Annotated in this window: 23 protein-coding genes; all 23 read left to right on the top strand. The window is 34.1% G+C overall.

Annotated features, from left to right (window positions below):
• Positions 1–4: 4 nt before the first annotated feature.
• Complete coding sequence (locus CI949_RS20890; RefSeq protein WP_073159462.1) at positions 5–631, top strand: BMC domain-containing protein; 627 nt, start codon at positions 5–7, stop codon at positions 629–631.
• Positions 631–2,088, top strand: coding sequence for an acetaldehyde dehydrogenase (acetylating) (locus CI949_RS01690; protein WP_290762511.1), 1,458 nt, complete (start codon positions 631–633; stop codon positions 2,086–2,088). Before CI949_RS20890 ends, CI949_RS01690 begins: the two co-directional genes overlap by 1 nt.
• Positions 2,089–2,106: 18 nt before the next feature.
• Positions 2,107–2,385 (top strand): BMC domain-containing protein, encoded by a 279-nt coding sequence (locus CI949_RS01685; protein WP_089719861.1) that lies wholly within the window; start codon positions 2,107–2,109, stop codon positions 2,383–2,385.
• 66 nt (positions 2,386–2,451) lie between these two features.
• Positions 2,452–3,270, top strand: a complete 819-nt coding sequence (locus CI949_RS01680) for a hypothetical protein (protein WP_290762508.1) — start codon at positions 2,452–2,454, stop codon at positions 3,268–3,270.
• Positions 3,270–3,926 carry a phosphate propanoyltransferase gene (locus CI949_RS01675; RefSeq protein WP_290762506.1) on the top strand — a complete coding sequence of 219 codons (657 nt, stop codon included), beginning with the start codon at positions 3,270–3,272 and terminating at the stop codon, positions 3,924–3,926. Before CI949_RS01680 ends, CI949_RS01675 begins: the two co-directional genes overlap by 1 nt.
• Positions 3,919–4,752 carry an ethanolamine utilization protein EutJ gene (gene eutJ / locus CI949_RS01670; protein ID WP_290762504.1) on the top strand — a complete coding sequence of 278 codons (834 nt, stop codon included), beginning with the start codon at positions 3,919–3,921 and terminating at the stop codon, positions 4,750–4,752. Before CI949_RS01675 ends, eutJ begins: the two co-directional genes overlap by 8 nt.
• A 24-nt stretch (positions 4,753–4,776) precedes the next feature.
• Positions 4,777–5,472 carry a hypothetical protein gene (locus tag CI949_RS01665; RefSeq protein ID WP_134060033.1) on the top strand — a complete coding sequence of 232 codons (696 nt, stop codon included), beginning with the start codon at positions 4,777–4,779 and terminating at the stop codon, positions 5,470–5,472.
• A 6-nt stretch (positions 5,473–5,478) separates the two neighbouring features.
• Positions 5,479–5,766: a EutN/CcmL family microcompartment protein gene (locus tag CI949_RS01660; protein ID WP_073159472.1), complete on the top strand. Its 288-nt coding sequence runs from the start codon at positions 5,479–5,481 to the stop codon at positions 5,764–5,766.
• A 41-nt stretch (positions 5,767–5,807) separates the two neighbouring features.
• Complete coding sequence (locus tag CI949_RS01655; protein WP_073159474.1) at positions 5,808–6,068, top strand: hypothetical protein; 261 nt, start codon at positions 5,808–5,810, stop codon at positions 6,066–6,068.
• 13 nt (positions 6,069–6,081) lie between these two features.
• Positions 6,082–6,375, top strand: coding sequence for a BMC domain-containing protein (locus CI949_RS01650; protein ID WP_073159476.1), 294 nt, complete (start codon positions 6,082–6,084; stop codon positions 6,373–6,375).
• Between the two features lie 49 nt (positions 6,376–6,424).
• On the top strand, positions 6,425–7,549 hold the full coding sequence (gene eutH / locus CI949_RS01645) for an ethanolamine utilization protein EutH (protein WP_089719859.1): 1,125 nt from the start codon (positions 6,425–6,427) through the stop codon (positions 7,547–7,549).
• Between the two features lie 23 nt (positions 7,550–7,572).
• On the top strand, positions 7,573–8,910 hold the full coding sequence (locus CI949_RS01640) for a 4Fe-4S dicluster domain-containing protein (RefSeq protein ID WP_089719857.1): 1,338 nt from the start codon (positions 7,573–7,575) through the stop codon (positions 8,908–8,910).
• A complete protein-coding gene (locus CI949_RS01635) occupies positions 8,907–9,455 on the top strand; it encodes a BMC domain-containing protein (protein ID WP_073160709.1) in 549 nt (182 codons plus the stop codon). The genes CI949_RS01640 and CI949_RS01635 overlap by 4 nt, the downstream gene beginning before the upstream one ends.
• A 19-nt stretch (positions 9,456–9,474) precedes the next feature.
• Positions 9,475–10,614: an iron-containing alcohol dehydrogenase gene (locus tag CI949_RS01630; RefSeq protein ID WP_073160711.1), complete on the top strand. Its 1,140-nt coding sequence runs from the start codon at positions 9,475–9,477 to the stop codon at positions 10,612–10,614.
• A gap of 241 nt (positions 10,615–10,855) precedes the next feature.
• Positions 10,856–12,121, top strand: coding sequence for an ATP phosphoribosyltransferase regulatory subunit (gene hisZ / locus CI949_RS01625; protein WP_089655400.1), 1,266 nt, complete (start codon positions 10,856–10,858; stop codon positions 12,119–12,121).
• Positions 12,121–12,762, top strand: coding sequence for an ATP phosphoribosyltransferase (gene hisG, locus CI949_RS01620; protein ID WP_081374634.1), 642 nt, complete (start codon positions 12,121–12,123; stop codon positions 12,760–12,762). Before hisZ ends, hisG begins: the two co-directional genes overlap by 1 nt.
• The gene (gene hisD, locus CI949_RS01615; protein ID WP_166667718.1) at positions 12,740–14,056 is read left to right on the top strand and encodes a histidinol dehydrogenase; all 1,317 of its coding nucleotides are present in this window, start codon (positions 12,740–12,742) and stop codon (positions 14,054–14,056) included. Before hisG ends, hisD begins: the two co-directional genes overlap by 23 nt.
• A gap of 73 nt (positions 14,057–14,129) precedes the next feature.
• Positions 14,130–15,236, top strand: coding sequence for a histidinol-phosphate transaminase (gene hisC / locus CI949_RS01610; protein ID WP_073160717.1), 1,107 nt, complete (start codon positions 14,130–14,132; stop codon positions 15,234–15,236).
• A gap of 12 nt (positions 15,237–15,248) precedes the next feature.
• Positions 15,249–15,836, top strand: a complete 588-nt coding sequence (hisB, locus tag CI949_RS01605; protein ID WP_073160719.1) for an imidazoleglycerol-phosphate dehydratase HisB — start codon at positions 15,249–15,251, stop codon at positions 15,834–15,836.
• The gene (gene hisH / locus CI949_RS01600; protein ID WP_073160721.1) at positions 15,837–16,442 is read left to right on the top strand and encodes an imidazole glycerol phosphate synthase subunit HisH; all 606 of its coding nucleotides are present in this window, start codon (positions 15,837–15,839) and stop codon (positions 16,440–16,442) included.
• On the top strand, positions 16,443–17,171 hold the full coding sequence (gene hisA / locus CI949_RS01595; RefSeq protein WP_073160723.1) for a 1-(5-phosphoribosyl)-5-[(5-phosphoribosylamino)methylideneamino]imidazole-4-carboxamide isomerase: 729 nt from the start codon (positions 16,443–16,445) through the stop codon (positions 17,169–17,171).
• Positions 17,164–17,937, top strand: coding sequence for an imidazole glycerol phosphate synthase subunit HisF (hisF, locus tag CI949_RS01590; RefSeq protein ID WP_073160725.1), 774 nt, complete (start codon positions 17,164–17,166; stop codon positions 17,935–17,937). The genes hisA and hisF overlap by 8 nt, the downstream gene beginning before the upstream one ends.
• Before the next feature lie 133 nt (positions 17,938–18,070).
• A partial coding sequence (locus CI949_RS01585) for a phosphoribosyl-AMP cyclohydrolase (RefSeq protein WP_365941419.1) occupies positions 18,071–18,243 on the top strand: 173 nt, incomplete at its 3' end.

Below are 18,243 nucleotides of genomic sequence, written 5' to 3'. Positions count from 1 at the left end.
TAAAATGAGCAATACTGCACTTGGACTAATAGAAACATATGGTTACACAGCTTCAGTAGAGGCTGCAGATGTCTGCTTAAAAGCTGCTAATGTTAGCCTTTCAGCCTGCAAAAAAGTTAGAGGTGGATTGGTTACAATTGAAATAATAGGAGATGTTGGTGCTGTCAAAGCAGCAATTGATGCTGCAGAAGCAGCAGTTCCCAGAGTTGGAAAATTGATTTCAACTCATGTAATTCCACGTCCGGCAGCAGAGCTCGATTCTATTTTAGGAGATAACAGTTTTAAATCAAAAACTGGCTCTGAAACTGAGCAGGAAGAACAAAAAGTAGAAAAGTCAGATCAAGCTGAAGTTGAAGCCGAAAATGAAGTTGAAACTGACAAAAAATTAGAAGCAAAGAATAAAACTGAAGTTAAAAGTAAAAATAAAGCTAAAGCTAATGATCAGCAAGATTCTAGTTTAGAATCTAAGCAGAATAAAAAAGAATTAAAAGAGCATAAGGTAGTTGAGCTTCGTTCTTTGGCAAGAGAAATAAAAAATATTAAACTAACTAATAAAGAAATTAAATATGCCCGCAAAAAAGAATTAATTGAAGCAATATTAGATGCTAAAAGAAAAGGAAGTGATATTTAGTGTTAGAGGATAGAGATTTAAAGTCAATTCAGATGGCAAGGAATTTAGTTCAAAAGGCAAAAAAAGCACAAAAAAAATTGGTTGAATATAGTCAAGCAGAAATAGATAACCTAGTGGCTGAATTAGCAAAGGCTGCAGCTGCAGAAGCAAAACCACTAGCTGAATTAGCAGTTGAAGAAACAGGAATGGGTATAGTAGAAGATAAAATAGAAAAAAATTTACTGGCTAGTACTAAACTGTGGGATTATATTAAAGATATGAAAACTGTAGGTGTTGTTAGGGATGATAAGGAAAAGAAAATAACTGAGATTGCAAGTCCAATGGGAGTAATTGCAGCTTTAGTTCCTTCTACTAACCCAACTTCAACAACTATTTATAAATCTTTAATTTCTTTAAAAGCAGCTAATTCCATTGTTTTTAGTCCTCATCCCTCTGCTCAAAAGTGTATTCAAAAAAGTGTAGAGGTTTTAAATAAAAAATTAGTAGAATTAGGTGCTCCAGAAGGTTTGATAAATTGTATCGATATAGTTAGTCTAGAAGGTACAAGTGAATTAATGAGTCATGAAGATGTTTCCTTAATTTTAGCTACTGGTGGTTCAGCAATGGTAAAAGCCGCCTATAGCTCTGGAACTCCTGCTTTAGGTGTAGGTCCTGGTAATGTGCCAGTCTTTATTGAAAGAAGTGCTGACTTAGAGAAAGCAGTTCAGAGAATCATGCAGAGTAAAACATTTGATAATGGAACAATTTGTGCTTCTGAGCAGTCAGTTGTAGTAGAAAGCTGCATTAAAGATGAGGTAGTTGAACTATTTAAAAAAGAAAATGCTTACTTTCTCGATGCAGATGAAAGCAAAAAAGTGGAAAAAACTATCCAACTGGCGCACGGTGGGCTTAATCCAGCTATAGTTGGTAAGTCAGCTAAAAAAATTGCTGAATTAGCAGGGATTAAGGTTCCCAATAATTGCCGTGTTTTAATTAGCGAAACTGATGGTGTTGGTCAAGCTCATCCATTTTCTAGAGAAAAATTAGCGCCACTCTTAGGCTTCTATACAGTAGATGATTGGGAAGAAGGCTGTGAAATGTCAATAGATATTTTAAACTATGGTGGACTTGGACATTCGTTAGGAATTCATAGTAAAAATGAAGAGGTTATTAGGGCTTTCGCTTTAAAAAAACCTACTTCCAGAATATTAGTTAATACACCTACAGCTCTTGGAGCAACTGGAGCAACAACTAATCTTGCACCTTCAATGACCTTAGGTTGTGGTTCTAAAGGTGGTAATGCAACTTCTGATAATATAACACCACTTAACTTATTTGATCGGAGACGCATTGCTTATGGAGTTAGAGATTTAGAAACTAAGCAGACTAAAATTACTGATTTTGATTTAAAAAATAGTGGGGATGAAGAATTAGAAATAATAATTGATAAGATTTTAGAAAAATTAACTCAAAAATAAATTTAGGAGGAATATATAATGGCAAATTCAAACGCATTAGGATTAATCGAAACAAGAGGTTTAGTTGGATCAGTAGAGGCAGCAGACGCAATGGTGAAAGCAGCTAATGTTACTTTAATCGGTAAAGAGCACGTAGGTGGCGGACTTGTAACTGTAATGGTTAGAGGTGATGTTGGTGCAGTTAAAGCAGCAACAGATGCTGGCGCAGCAGCAGCAGGAAGAGTTGGAGAATTAATTTCTGTTCATGTAATTCCAAGACCACACAATGAAGTTGAAATTATTTTACCACAAAAATAATAAATAATACTTTAGCCGGGCCAGCATTAAGTTGTTTGGCCCGGATTAAAAAAGGAATGATTTACTGTGGATTTAATAACCGAAAGTAAACTTAGAGAACTAGCTAAAAAAAGTGGTTTAGAAAATTTAGAGATCAAAGAAAACACTATTATTACACCTTCTGCTCGCCAGTATTTAAGAGATAAAAAAATAGAATTACCTGGTGAAAAGCAAAAAAAAGCAGAACTTAATCAAGAAAAAACTAAAGATCAGTCAGAAACAAAAACAAATGATTCAGATCAAATTAGCAAAGGTAGAGCTAAAGTTGATAAAAAGTCAGCTGATTTTAAATATCAATCATATTATTCTGGAGCTTATTTTAAAGAAAAACCGGAAGCTATGACTCAGATATTTGCTAATAAATTAGTTTACAAAGATCATCCACTTATTGAATACCGAGGTAAATTGGATAGTTTCCAATCTCAAATTTTAGAAGTGATGCTAGTAGTTAAAACAGAAGAAATTCCTGGGCTTTATCAGGACTTAGAAGAAAGCCTAGAGATTATGAGAAACATCTTAGCAGCTGAAGTAAGAGATCAGGAATTTAAGTTAGAAACTATAATTGGTCTCACAGCAGCTGAAATAAGGGCAAGATCGCATAATCCACAAAAATATTTTTCTGTTAAACATATTTTGCCAAGTCCAGATCTAGGAAAAATTTTAATTAAATTAAATAGTTTGCGTAGTTCTGTACGTGAGGTAGAAATTGCAGCAGTTAAAGCTTTTAGAGATGAAAAAGGAATTAAGCGTCCAGATATTATTAAAGCTTTAAATAGGATGAGTAGTGTTTTTTATGTAATGATGTGTAAGTATCAAGCTGGAAAATATGAAAAAGAGGTGATTTGATGGAAGAGCATTCATTAAGAAAAGAAATTAAAAACTTGATTTTGAAAATGCGTGAAGACAATCAGAAAAATTTAATTCCCATTGAGGCCTCAGGTAGACATATACATTTAAGTCAAGCAGATGTTGAAAAATTATTTGGTGAAGGCTATCAATTAAATCCTCGCAGAGAACTTTCTCAACCAGGTCAATTTTTGGCAGAAGAGAAACTGCGTTTAATTGGACCCAAAAGTGTAGTTGAAAATGTTGCAGTTTTAGGACCAGCTAGAGAGTCAACACAGGTAGAGCTTTCTCAGACTGATGCAGTTGGTCTAGGAGTTAAAGCACCTTTAAGATTATCTGGTAATACTGAAGATACAGCCTCTCTTTTTATTGCATCTGCTAAAAATGTAGTTAAACTTGAGGAAGGTGCAATTATTGCTAAAAGACATATTCACATGACTCCAGAAGACGCAGCTAAACTAGATGTAGAAGATGGAGAAATTGTTAATGTTGAGGCATTAACAAGCAGACCTGTAATTTTCAAAGATGTTTTAGTAAGGGTAAATGAAAATTACAAATTGAATATGCATTTAGATTATGATGAAGCTAATGCCTGTTTATTACAAAAAGGTGATTGTGGTAAAGTAATTAAAACAGGAAAACATGCTAATGATTGATTTAAAGAGAGTAGATGAGTTAGTAAAAAAAGTTGAAGCAAGTCGACATCAGAACCTCAATTGTGATGGAAAAAAATTAAATGCTGCCGAGCTTAAAGTAGGGGTAGACCTTGGAACAGCATATATTGGAATTGTTGTTTTAAATGCTGACGATCAACCTTTAGCTTGCGAATTAGAAGCAGCCGAAGTTGTCAGAGATGGTTTAGTTGTTGACTATATGGGAGCAATTACTATAGTTAGAAGACTAAAAGAAAAACTGGAAAACAGACTTGGAGTAGAACTTCAACAAGCTGCTATTGCAGTTCCATCAGAAACATCTGAAGCTGATAGTAAAACTCATAAACATGTTGTAGAGGCAACAGGAATGGAAGTTTTAAATACTTTAGATGAGCCATCAGCAGCTAACTCTGTTTTAAATGTAGAAAATGGAGCAGTAGTTGATATTGGTGGTGGCACAACTGGTATTTCTATTTTCGAAGATGGTGAGTTAGCAAAAACTGCTGATGAAGCAACAGGTGGAACTCATTTAACTTTAACTATAGCTGGTAACTATAAAATTGATTTTGCAGAAGCAGATAAATTAAAAGTAGATCCAGCCAAACAAGCAAATGTTTATTCTATTGTACTGCCAGTGCTCAACAAAATTGGAAGTATAGTAAAAGATAAAGCAGCTGAGCATCAAGTTGAAGAATTATATCTTGTTGGAGGTACTAGCTGTTTAAAGGGAATAGAAAAAGCTATTGAATCAGAAACAGCAATTAAAAGCTTTAAACCAGAAAATCCCTTTTTAGTGACCCCACTTGGTATAGCCTTAAACTGTTTTTAATTTTAAAGTCGGAGGTGATTATCTTTGCAAAAAGAAGAATTTATTGAAACTATTGTGAAAGAAGTTTTAAAAAAATTGAATGATCAATCTGACAACTCAAAAAATGAATTCGAGAAAGAAAAGATTTTATTAAGTCAAAAAGCAGATTTTCAATTTGCTCAGTCTCTTAGAGAAAAATATGAATTAATTGAACTAAAAGCAGAAAATGAAATTACTGATTTTGCAGCTGTTGAAAATTTAATTATTACCCAGCTGGATCTTAAAAGCTTAATTGAACTTTCAGAATTAATTCAAGTTGAGGCTCAACTTGAATTTATAGTTAAATTTCTGTTTGAGGGTAAAAATATTTATATAATTGAAGAGGGTCTAAGTTACCGCAATTATCATGGTAATGTACCTCAAGCCTTATATGATAAATTAATTAAAGCTGAGGAAAAATTAAAAAGTTATGGCTTTGTTTTTCTAGGCTTAAATCAATTAGCAGCTGAATTAGAAATTAAAAAAGAGTCTAAAAATTCTACTCCTAATCATTTAGAAACTAAAACAAAGAGCGAATATTTTAGACTTGATAAAAAATTGATTGACTTATCTATAATTCAAAAACTTTATCAAAAAAATCATTCTAAATTTGAAATTTCCCAAAGTAGTATAGTAACCGCACTGGCAAAAGACTATATTAAAGATCAAAAAATTGAGATAGAATATATAGAAGGAAGGTAGTGTACAATGATTATTGGTAAAGTAATTGGTAATGTCTGGGCAACTAGAAAAGACGAAAACTTAAATGGATTTAAGTTTATGGTCGTTGAGCCTTTAGATCACAGCAGCCGTGAAATTAACAAATCTACTTTTGTAGCTGTTGATCAAATCGGAGCTGGAGTTGGCGAAACTGTTTTAGTTGTTAATGGTAGTTCAGCACGTCGTAGTCTATGTCAAGAAGATCTACCAGTTGATGCTTCAATTATTGGAATTATAGACAAAGTTGAGATTAGTCCAGAATTTAAAGATGACTAAAAATTTTCTTTAGCCGAATGAAATTAAGTGAGGGGATAAAAGTGGCAAAAAATTTAACTACTAAAAAAACTTTAAATAAAAAAGCTTTAGCTGAGTCATCACTGATTTATATTTTCGCAGATGATTTAATTACCCCAGGAGCTAAAGATTTAATTCGTGAAAAAAAATTAAGATGTAAATACATTAAAAAAGAAGAATTAAAAGCAGAAATTATAAAAATCATTGAAGAACTAACTACAGAGCAGTTTAGTGCAGAAAAAAAAGAAAAAATCACAAAAAGTATTTTAGCTAAAATAGTTTAAGGAGGAATTTATTATGGCTTCTAGAGAAGCGTTAGGAAAAGTAGAAACAAGAGGTTTGGTAGCATCAATTGAAGCAGCAGATGCAATGGTTAAAGCAGCAAATGTTACTTTAATTGGTAAAGAATTAATTGGTAGTGGTTATGTAACAGTTATGGTTCGAGGAGATGTCGGTGCAGTGAAGGCAGCTACAGATGCAGGTGCAGCAGCAGCAGCTAATATTGGAGAGTTAGTTTCTGTGCATGTTATTCCAAGACCACATTCTGAACTTGATGCAATTTTACCTCAAAGCCCTGAAAGTGCTGAATAACTTTAAAATTAATTTAAATCACAAAATACAGTAAAAAGGAGAAAAAAATATGAGTATAAATGAAATTATTGTCCATATTATGGTATTGTTCATGATCTTAGGTGCCTTAGACAAAATTATTGGGAATAAGTATGGTTTAGGTGCTAAATTTGATGAAGGTATAGAATCTATGGGTCCTCTGGCAGTAGCTATGGTTGGTGTAGTATCTCTAGCTCCAGTTTTAGCTAATATTTTAAGACCAATCGTTGTTCCTCTTTATTCATTTTTAGGTGCTGATCCAGCTATGTTTGCTGGTTCTTTACTTGCTAATGATATGGGTGGATATCCTCTGGCTATGGAGTTAGCACAGACTCAAGAAGCTGGCTTATTTTCTGGTCTGATTTTAGGGGCTATGCTTGGTCCAACAATTGTTTTTACAATTCCTGTAGCTTTAGGAATTATTGATAAAGAAGATCACCAGTTTTTAGCTAAAGGTGTTTTAGCTGGTATTATCACTATTCCAATCGGTTGTTTAGTTGGTGGTTTTGTAGCTGGTTTTAATATGTCAATGATCCTTAGTAACTTATTGCCTATTATTTTAGTTTCGGCTTTAATAGCAATTGGACTCTGGAGAATGCCAGAAAAAATGATCAAAGGTTTTACTCATTTTGGTAGAGGAGTAGTAATTGTTATTACTATTGGAACAGCTGCTATTATTACTGAAACTTTAACAGGGATTGTTATTATCCCTGGTATGGCACCTGTTTGGGATGGAATTGAAATTGTAGGAAGTATAGCTATTATGTTAGCTGGAGCTTTCCCAATGGTTCATTTTATCACTAAAGTATTTAAAAAGCCATTACTTAAAGCTGGTAAAGCAATTGGTATGGAAGAAAATGGTTCAGCTGGGATGATTGCAACCATGGCAAATAATATTCCAATGTTTAAAATTATGCATAAGATGGAAGATAAAGGTAAAGTATTAAACGTAGCTTTTGCTGTAAGTGCTGCCTTTGTTTTCGGAGATCACTTAGGTTTTACTGCTGGGGTAAATAGAGAAATGATATTTCCAATGATAGTTGGTAAATTAGTAGCTGGTGTTACAGCTGTAATGCTTGCTCTCTATATTGCCAATAAGGTAGAAGTAGAGATTGAGACTGAAAGTGAAAGTGAAGTTTCTGAAAACATAAATTAGTTTTCATAAAAGGAGTAGTTTTTATGAATATAATTGAAAAAATAGCTAAGGCGGGTGTTGTGGGAGCCGGTGGTGCCGGCTTCCCAACCCATATTAAATATGATTGTGAAGCAGAATATCTAATCATCAATGGGGCTGAGTGTGAGCCATTATTACAGACAGACAAATTTTTGATGCGAGAATTTGCAGCTGAAATTTTGGAAGCAATAGTAATGATTGCTGAAAACATTGGAGCTCAAAAAATAGTTTTTGCTACTAAAAAGAAATATACTAAAGAAATTACTTGTCTTGAAAAAATAATTGCAGAAAAAAATTATAAAAACATAGAATTATTTTTAATGGATAGTTATTATCCAGCTGGTGATGAGCAAATTTTAGTTTATGAGGTTACAGAAAGAATTGTACCTGAAGGTGGAATTCCACTTCAAGTTGGAGTAGTAGTGACAAATGTAGGTACTTTATATAATAGTTATCGGGCAGTTAAAGATGTGCCAGTAACTGATAAATATGTTTCAGTTTTAGGAGAAGTAAGTAAAGCAAGAATTATTCAGGTTCCACTTGGAACTTCAGTTAAAGATTGTATAGCAGCTGCTGGTGGCAGTACAATTAATGATTATGCAGTTATAGTTGGAGGGCCAATGATGGGAACTAATTTAGTTGGTTCTGAAATAGATCAGGCAGTAATTACTAAAACTGATGGGGCAATAATTGTAGTGCCTCGGAATAATTTTGTCATAGAAAGAAATAAGCAGAGTATTGAGCATATTAAAAATAAAGCTAAGGCAGCCTGTATTCAGTGTAGTTTATGTACTGAATATTGTCCTCGCTATTTAATTGGACATGAGCTAGAACCACATCGGATTATGAGGGCCTTATCTTATAATGAAGATGCAGAAGTTTTAAAAGAAGCTCAAATCTGCTGTGAATGTGGAATTTGCGAATTGTATGCCTGTCCAATGGGACTTTCACCACGCTTAGTTAATGTTTATTTTAAAAATAAAATTAAAGAAAAATTTGAGAGCAGTCAAGATCAATTAAAAGCTCATCCAATGCGTGATTATCGTAAAATTCCTACTGCTAGACAAACAGCCAGGTTAGATTTAGATAAATATGATCATCAAGCTTTAGCAGAAACTTTAAAAGTAGATGTTAAAGAAGTTAAGATTCCTTTAAAACAACATATTGGAGCGCCCGCTGTTTTTAATTTAGAAAAAGGAGCAGTTGTTAAAAAAGGAGAGCTTTTGGCAGCAGCAAAAGCAGATAGTTTAAGTGTTAATATTCATGCAAGTTTAGATGCTCAAATAGTAGAAGTTAATGATCAATATATTAAACTTAAAGCTAAGGATGAGGTGGTATCATGATTATAGCAATTGGCTTGCTCGAATTTAATTCTATAAGTCAAGGAATTAAAGTCGCAGACATAATGAAAAAAGCAGCAGATATTGAAATTATTATGGCCCAACCGACCTGTCCTGGTAAATATACTGTTTTAATTTCAGGTAGTGTTAGTTCGGTTAATGCTTCAGTTGAGAGTGGAGTTGCAGGTAGTGGTCCTTTTTTAGTAGATCATATGGTGATACCAAGAATTCATCATCAGCTCTTAAGTGCAATGAATGGAACAACTGAGATCGGAGATGTAAATGCAGTCGGAGTTTTAGAATATTTTAGTGTTGCCAGTGCTATTTTTGGAGCCGACGCAGCTGTTAAAGCAGCAGAAATTAATTTAATGCAGGTCAGATTAGCAACTGGACTTGGAGGTAAAGCATATGTAACCTTTAGTGGTGATGTTGGTGCAGTTGAACAGGCATTAGAAGCTGGAGCAGCAGCAAATGAAAATAATGGTATGCTGTATAATAAGATAATGATTTCTTCTCCAGATAAGGATTTATTTAAAACATTATTATAAGTAGGGGAGGAAGAAAAAAATGAACGCTTATAACTTTGAATTTCAAATTAAGACAAAAATTAAATTTGGTAGAAATAAAATTACAGAAATCCCTGCCATTTTAAAAAAAGAAAATAGAAAAAAATTAATGATTGTAGTTGATCAAGGAATTAAACAAGCTGGTATTTTAGCTAAGGTCACAGATGTTTTAGCTGATCAAGTAGATTATTGTATTTTTGATCAAGTAGAGCCTGATCCAACTTTAGCAATTGTTAGTGCAGGTGTAAAATATGCAGTTGAAGAAGAGGCTGATGCAATTTTAGCTGTTGGTGGTGGTAGTCCAATTGATAGTGCTAAAGCAATTAGATCAGCTTTAGAAAGCGAAAAAATGGATACTGAGGCTGAATTAGTTAGCCGCCAATGTCTTTTAATTACTGTTCCCACAACTTCTGGTTCTGGAAGTGAAGTAACTAAGACTATAGTTATTACTGATTCGCATAACAAACATAAATTTGCAGCTACCTCAGATGAGTTAGCGCCTGAAATAAGTATTGTGGATCCAGAATTAACTAGAACCTTACCAGCAAGTTTAACTGCTATTGGTGGAATGGATGCTTTAAGTCATTGTGTAGAAGCTTATACTTCTAAAGATGCAGTTTTACCTTTTGAAATGATTGCAACTAAAGGAATTCAGATGGTTAATGATAATTTAAGACCAGCAGTTGGTAATCCTGATAATATGGATGCCCGGACAGGAATGTCTTTAGCTAGTCTTTTTGGAGGAATAGCTTTTAGTAATTGTGGTTTAGGATTAGTTCATGCTATTGCTCATCCTTTAGGAGGTAAATATAAAATACCTCATGGCTTAGTTAATTCTATGATTTTAGCTGAGGTTATGAATTTTAATCTAATCTCTAATCCAGCTAAATTTGCCAATATCGCTCGTTTAATGGGTGTAGATACAAGTCAAATGACTGAAATGGAAGCAGCTCATCGCTCAATAGAAGAAGTACGTAATTTGGTTTCTGATATCTCGATCCATAGTACTTTAAGTGATTTTGGAGTTAAAAATCTAGAAGAGATTGCAGAACTTGCTCTAGAAGAAAAAGTAATGTTAAAAAGTAATCCACGCCCTGTAAGTAAAGAAGATATTATAGATATTTTAGAAAATTTATTATAAATAAAGTTTAGATATTAGTAAAGATGAAACGATTCTGAATTTGATAGATTAGAATGATTTAATTTATCAGATCAGAATTTAGTTTCATCTTTTTTTTTTTGTTAAATAGTGTTAAAATTAAGATATCACAAGAAATTGTTTAAATAACTTGACAGCTGACAAAAATATAATTATAATTAATACAACATTTTATTACTTTAATACGGTAAAGAACTAAAATAATAAACGGGAGGCAACATAGATGAATGCATTTGTAGAAGGTGTCAGAGATATTTTACCAGCAGAGTTAAGAAAGAGAAGAACTATTTACAAAGTAATTAGAGAGGTTTTTGAAGCAAATGCCTATCGAGAAGTAATTACTCCGACTCTTGAGTCTTTAGAGTTATATGCAGATGTTGAGGGTCTGGTTGATAAAAGTGAAATGTTTAAAGTGGTTGATGATAAAGGACAAATTTTAGTTTTAAGACCTGATTTGACAATGCCAATTGCTAGGTTGGCGGCAAGTCGTTTTCAGGATAGTCCACGTCCATTAAAATTTTCTTACTTAAGTTCAGCTTTTCAATCTAAAAACTCTCAAAGCTTAAGCCTTAAAGAAAAAACTCAAGCTGGAGTTGAACTGATTGGTTCAGCAAGTTTGGAATCTGATTTAGAAATGATTTTACTTCTAATCAAAACAATGAAAAAAGTCGGAGTAGAAAAACCAATGATTGATATAGGTCATGCTGATTTAATAAATGAAATATTTACAGACTTAGAAATTGAGGAAAACGAAAAAAGAGATTTGAGACAGCTGTTGGCTGCCAAAAATAAAATTGGAATAAAAAATTATATTAACGATATTGAGCTTACTAAAAATGCAGAACAAGTATTGTTGAGATTGCCTTCATTATTTGGTGATCCTAAAGCAGTTGTTAAAGAATTAAAAAATATGCCTTTATCAAGAGATACAAAGGAAGCTTTAAAGAAATTGGAAGAATTATTTAATAGATTAGAAATTTTTAACACTCTTAAATATGTCACTTTTGATCCGATGTTGATTTCTCGTCATGGCTATTATACAGGCCTTATATTTAAAGGTTATGCAAAAGGCTATAGTAATTTGCTTGCCAGTGGAGGTCGTTATGATAACTTAACAGAAAAATTTGGAGTTGAAGAACCAGCAGTTGGTTTTGCCTTAGAAATAGAAAACCTTCTTGATTATCTAAATAAAACCGATAATTTCAATGAAAAATCACAAAAAAGGTTTTTGATTTCCTTTGAAAAAGAAAAAGATTTTAAACTTGCTTATGAACTTGCAGAAGATTTAAGAAATATTGGCTTTGTAGCAGAAGTATATAATAGGGCTGATAGAGAATATATAGATTTTCAGCAGGTGGATTATAAGATTTACCTAAAAGTTGATGAATTAGAATTAAGAAAAAATAATGGAGAAGAAGCTATAATTCAAAAAAATAAGAAGGAAGCATTGGAGTATCTTATTTTAAATAAAATAGAGGAGTGGGAATAATGGATAATCTCTGTATTGCCATGGCTAAAGGAAGACTGGCTAAAGAAGCAGTTAAGCTCTTCCGCCAGGCTGATTATGATTTACCTGAGAAAATGCTAAAATCACGCAAATTGATTTTTGAAATAGAAAGTGAAAAACTAGAGATTATACTTGTAAAACCAGCGGATGTACCAATTTATGTAGAATATGGTACAGCTGATTTAGGAATAGTAGGTAAAGATACATTATTAGAAGAAAATCGTGATCTTTATGAGGTTTTAGATTTAAAATATGGGGTCTGTGAATTTGCATTAGCAGGACTACCAGATCGGAAAGATAGCTTACTGGAGAGAAAAGTTGCGACTAAATATCCTGATTTCACTCGTCGGTATTTCAGAAATAAAGGTGAACCAGTAGAAATAATTAAACTAAATGGATCAATTGAACTGGCTCCATTGACCGGACTTGCTGATACTATTTTAGATATTGTAGAAACAGGCAGAACCTTAAAAGAGAATGGACTTGTTGTTTATGAGAGTATTAGAGATTTATCTGCACGTTTGATTGTGAATAAAGTAAGTATGAAAACAAGACAAAAAGAAATTGAAATTATTATTGAAGCTTTAGATAAAGTAGTTAATGGAGATGGTAATAATGCTTAAGATTAAAAGAATCAAAGATGGCCGAAAAAATGTTGAACAAGTTAAAGAATTACTAGATAGTCGATCCGGTGATAACTTAGCGAAATATAGAGATGTTGCCGCAGATATACTTAAGAGGGTAAGAGAAAGTGGAGATCAGGCAGTTTTAGATTATACAGCTCGTTTTGATGGCATTGAATTTGAAGCTTCAGAACTAGAAGTAACTGAGATAGAAATTAGAGCTGCTTTAAAAGAAGTTGATGCTGATTTTATAGAAGCTTTAAAAAATGCAGCTGCTAATATAGAAGAATTTCATGCTGAACAAAAGGATAAATCCTGGCAGAAGCAGAAAAAGCCTGGAATTATTACCGGTCAGGTCTGTAGGCCGCTTAAAAAAGCAGGAGTTTATGTACCGGGAGGCAGGGCAGCCTATCCATCTTCTGTTTTAATGACTGTTATTCCAGCTAAAGTAGCCGGGGTTGAAGAAATTATAATGTTTACTCCTCCTGACAAAGAGGGTAAGGTAAGTCCGGTGATTTTAGCAGCGGCAGAAATTGCAGGTGCTGATAGAATCTTTAAGGTCGGTGGAGCACAGGCAGTAGCTGCAGCTGCCTATGGAACAGAAACAATTCCAGGTGTTGATATTATTGTTGGCCCTGGTAATATTTATGTTTCAATGGCTAAGGAATTGGTTTTTGGACAAGTGAAAATAGATATGATTGCTGGTCCTAGTGAAATTATGATTATGGCAGAAAAAGAATCCAATCCAGCTTACATAGCAGCTGATTTAATGAGTCAGGCTGAACATGACCCACTGGCATCTTCAATTTTGGTTACAGATGCACCGGAGCTGATTGAAAAAGTAGAAGCAGAACTAGAAAAGCAAATTGAAAAGATGAGTAATAAAGAAATTATCAAAGAATCCCTGGAAAATTTTGGTTTGATGATTGAAGTTAAAAATCCGGAAGCAGCAATGGAAATGATTAATTTAGTTGCACCTGAACATTTGGAATTGGCAGTTAAAAATCCATTTGAGCTGCTGCCGGCAGTAGAAAATGCAGGCTCAATCTTTTTAGGAGAATATACTCCTGAACCAATAGGTGATTATTATGCTGGTCCAAACCACGTACTGCCTACTAATTCTACAGCTAGATTTTTTTCACCACTATCTGTGCGAGATTTTGTTAAGTACTCAGGCTTTATTCACTACAGTAAAGCGGCACTTAAAGAAGCAAGTAATGATGTGATTTGTCTAGCAGAAGGAGAAGGACTTGACGCTCATGCAAATTCAGTTAGGATTAGAAAACAAAAATAAATGATTAGAAAAAAATAGCTGATTTAAAAAAAGATTTTTGTTGCAAAAGTGTTAAAAACTAAAGGAGGAAATTATGAGCAGTAATAATTTGAATAAAAAAGAGCAAAACTTAAAAGAGCTGCTGCGGCCAGAAGTTAAAGCGATTTCTCCTTACTATGGAGAAGAAGAAAATTTTGAGGTTGAAATAAATCTCTCAGGTAATGAATCTCCCTTTGATCTGCCTCAAGAGATTAAAACAAGATTTAAGAAAAAATTTGATCAGTATGATATAAATCGCTATCCAGAAATCTATTCGGAATGCCTGCATCAAACTCTGGCTGATTATTTAAGCCGAGAGCTGGATAAAGATGTAAGCACCAAAGAAGTTATAGCAGGTAATGGTTCAGATGAAATTCTTGATATGCTGATCAGAACTTTTGTTGAACCCGGAGATTTAGTACTTTCACAAGCTCCAACTTTTTCGATGTATAAATATTTTACTAAATTAAACGGTGGTCAATATGAAGAAATTTCATTAGATGAAGAATTTAATTTTAAGAAACTTAAAGCTAAAATAGATAAATTGAAACCCAAACTAATTTTTCTCTGTTCTCCAAATAATCCGACTGGAGAAATCATTGAACGTGAGCTGATTTTAAAGCTAGCTGATTATTTTGCTGGACCAGTGATAGTAGATGAGGCCTATGCAGATTTTAGTGAGATTGATCTAATGCCTGATATCAAAGACTACCCTAATTTAGCAGTGACTAGAACTTTCTCTAAGGCTTTTGGGCTGGCCGGTATTCGTTTTGGTTATTTGTATGGGAATCAAGTTTTAGTTGAAGAGTTAAAAAAAGTATTAAAACCATATAATTTAAACTCTTTAACTGATCTGCTGGCTTGTTTAATACTCGATAATGATGATATTATAAAAGAAAGAATTGAATTTATTAAAAAAGAACGGCAGAAGCTTTATCAAAATTTGAATCAGTATCAAAACTGGCAGCTTTATCCTTCGATGGCTAATTTTATTTACATAGAAGGTGAAAAGACTTTCGAATTCAAAAAGATTTTGAATCAGCGAAAAATTAAGATCAGATCTTATGATACTGAGCCGGCAGCAATTAGAATTACTGTCGGCAGTCAAGAAGAAAATGAGGCTGTCTTAGAAGCTTTTGCAGAATTTAAAGAGCAAAATTAGGAGTGGTTTATAATGAGTAGAGATCGAGTAGCAGTAGAGCAGCGTAAAACAAAGGAAACGGAAATTATTGCAAGTGTAAACTTAGATGGAGAAGGTAGGAGTGAAATTAAAACTGGAATTGGATTTTTTGATCATATGCTGGAACAGATTGCCCGGCACGGTAATATTGATCTGGAGCTTTCTGTTAAAGGAGATATCCATATTGATACTCACCACAGTATAGAAGATACAGGTATTGCTTTAGGTACAGCTTTTGCTAAGGCTCTTGGCAACAAAAAAGGAATTGCTCGTTTCAGCAGTGCTCTAGTTCCGCTCGATGAAACACTGGTGAGGGCAGTTGTTGATATCAGCGGCCGTCCATATTTATATACTGAGCTTCCATTTACAAGAGAAATAGTTGGAGATTTCCCTTCGGAAATGGTAGTTGAATTCATGCGGGCCTTTGCTTTTAATGCAGGGATTACACTTCATTTAGAGATACTGCACGGGGAAAACTGCCACCATCAGATTGAGGCTGTTTTCAAAGCTCTAGCTAGAGCACTAAAATTGGCAGTTAAAATAGAATCAGATAAAATACCTTCCACAAAGGGTGTGCTTTAAATGATTGCTATTATAGATTATGGAGCCGGAAATTTAAAAAGCATTCAAAAGGCTCTTGAATTTGTGGGGGAAGAAACAGTTATTTTAGAAGAAGGAAAAAATGCAGATCTAGATAAATATGCAGGTCTGGTTTTACCCGGTGTAGGTGCTTTTCCGGGCGCAATGAAAAGATTAAAAGAAAATAATTTTGTTGATTTTATAGAAAAATTTGTAGTCACAGGTAGACCATTTTTAGGGGTCTGTCTGGGAATGCAGCTCTTATTTGAGTGGGGGTTTGAAGATCAAAAAACAGCTGGTCTGAGTCTGCTCAAAGGAAATGTTATCAAAATGGAGACGGACTATAAGATTCCACATATGGGCTGGAATCAGCTGGAAATAATTAAAAATGATCCATTATTTAATGGCCTGCCCGAAAATCCTCATTTTTATTTTGTTCATTCCTATCAGTTAGCTGAAGTTACAGATGAGGTGCTGGCCACAGTTGGATATGGAACTACTGTTCCAGCAGTTATTAAAAAAGATAATGTTATCGCTTTTCAGTTTCATCCTGAAAAAAGCGGAGATAATGGAATTAAACTTTTAGAGAATTTTAGGGAGCTGTTATAGATGATAGTATTACCGGCAATTGATCTAAAGGCAGGAGAGGTGGTCAGGCTGAAGCAGGGAGATTTTGATCGCAAAACTGTTTACAGCCAGAATCCACTTCAGATTGCAGAGGACTTTGCAGCTAAAGGAGCAGAGTGGCTTCATTTAGTTGATTTAGATGGTGCTTCTGCAGGTAAAAGCAAAAATTTTAATGTAATCAAAAAAATTGCAGCAGAGACTGAGCTCAAGATTCAGACCGGTGGCGGAATCCGCAAAAAAGAGGATGTCAAACACCTGCTTGAGCTAGGAGTAAAAAGAGCAATTATTGGCACTTTGGCAGTTAAGGATCCTAATACTCTATCAGAAATAATTGAAGAATTTGGAGCAGAAAGTATTTTAGTAAGCATAGATGCTCGAGATGGTAAAGTTGCAACTTCAGGTTGGCTGGAAGCAAGTGAAAAAGATATGCTTGCTTTTGCCAAAGAAATGGAAGCTCTGGGGGTCAGATATATATTATATACTGATATAGGTCGTGACGGTATGCTCAGTGGACCAGATTTTGTAGGTTTAAAAAAATTAAAAAAAGAAACTAGTTTAAATATAATTGCTTCAGGTGGAATCAGCTCCAATCAGGATTTATATGATTTAGCAGCAGCAGATTTTTATGGAGCAATTACAGGCCAGGCTATTTATCAGAATAAAGTAGATTTAGAAGAAGTTTTAACAAAGCTGGGTGAAAAAAATGCTTAAAAAAAGAATTATCCCCTGTTTGGATATCAAAGACGGCAGGGTGGTTAAAGGTGTAAATTTTGTTGAGTTAAGAGATGCTGGTGATCCGGTAGAGTCTGCTAAAGAATATAACGACTTAGGTGCAGATGAGCTTGTTTTTCTAGATATTACCGCAACCAAGGAAAAGCGTAAAACACTAGCTAAGTTGGTTGAAAAGGTTGCGGCCCAAGTTTTTATTCCGCTGACAGTTGGTGGTGGAATCAGAACAGTAGAAGATATGCAGTTTATTTTAAGAGCAGGAGCGGATAAGGTTTCAATAAATTCGGCTGCAGTCAAAAATCCAGATCTGGTTCGCGAAGGTGCACTTAAATTTGGTTCACAGTGCATTGTCGGAGCTGTTGATGCAGCTAAAAGAGATTCTGGTGCGGGCTGGGAAATTTTTGTTCACGGAGGCAGTAAAGAAACTGGAATTGATTTAATTGAATGGGTCAAAGAACTGGAAAAGCTGGGAGCAGGAGAAATTTTGCTGACCAGCATTAATTCTGATGGAACCAAAGATGGTTTTGATCTGGAAATGTTAAAAGCTGTGACAGATGCAGTTAATATTCCAGTGATTGCTTCCGGTGGTGCCGGCAGTATTCAGCATTTTATTGATGTATTTAAGAAAACAGGAGCCGATGCAGCATTAGCAGCTTCCATTTTTCACTTTGGAGAAATTGCTATTAGGGATGTCAAATCTGAGCTGGTGAAAGCAGAAATACCGGTTAGAATTGAAAAAAGAAAATAAAGATTAAGTGCTTATAGAAATTTAGATTTAAATAGAGTTTAAATATTTTAATGTAGAAAGGATAGGTGGTTGAGTGTTAGAAGTAATTGAAAAAATAGAAGAGATTGATTTCAAATATAATGAGCAGGGATTAATGCCTGCTATTGTTCAAGATTATCAGACTAAAGATGTGCTGATGGTAGCTTATGTTAATGAAGAGTCACTTAACTTGAGTTTAGAAAAGGGTGAAACAGTTTTTTACAGCCGCTCTCGCCAGGTATTATGGCATAAAGGTGAGACCTCAGGTAATACTCAGGAAATTAAAGA

The sequence above is a fragment of the Halanaerobium sp. genome, from assembly GCF_003070835.1.
The sequence above is the reverse complement of the archived record's forward strand: the minus strand, read 5'-3'. Positions and strand labels throughout refer to the sequence as shown.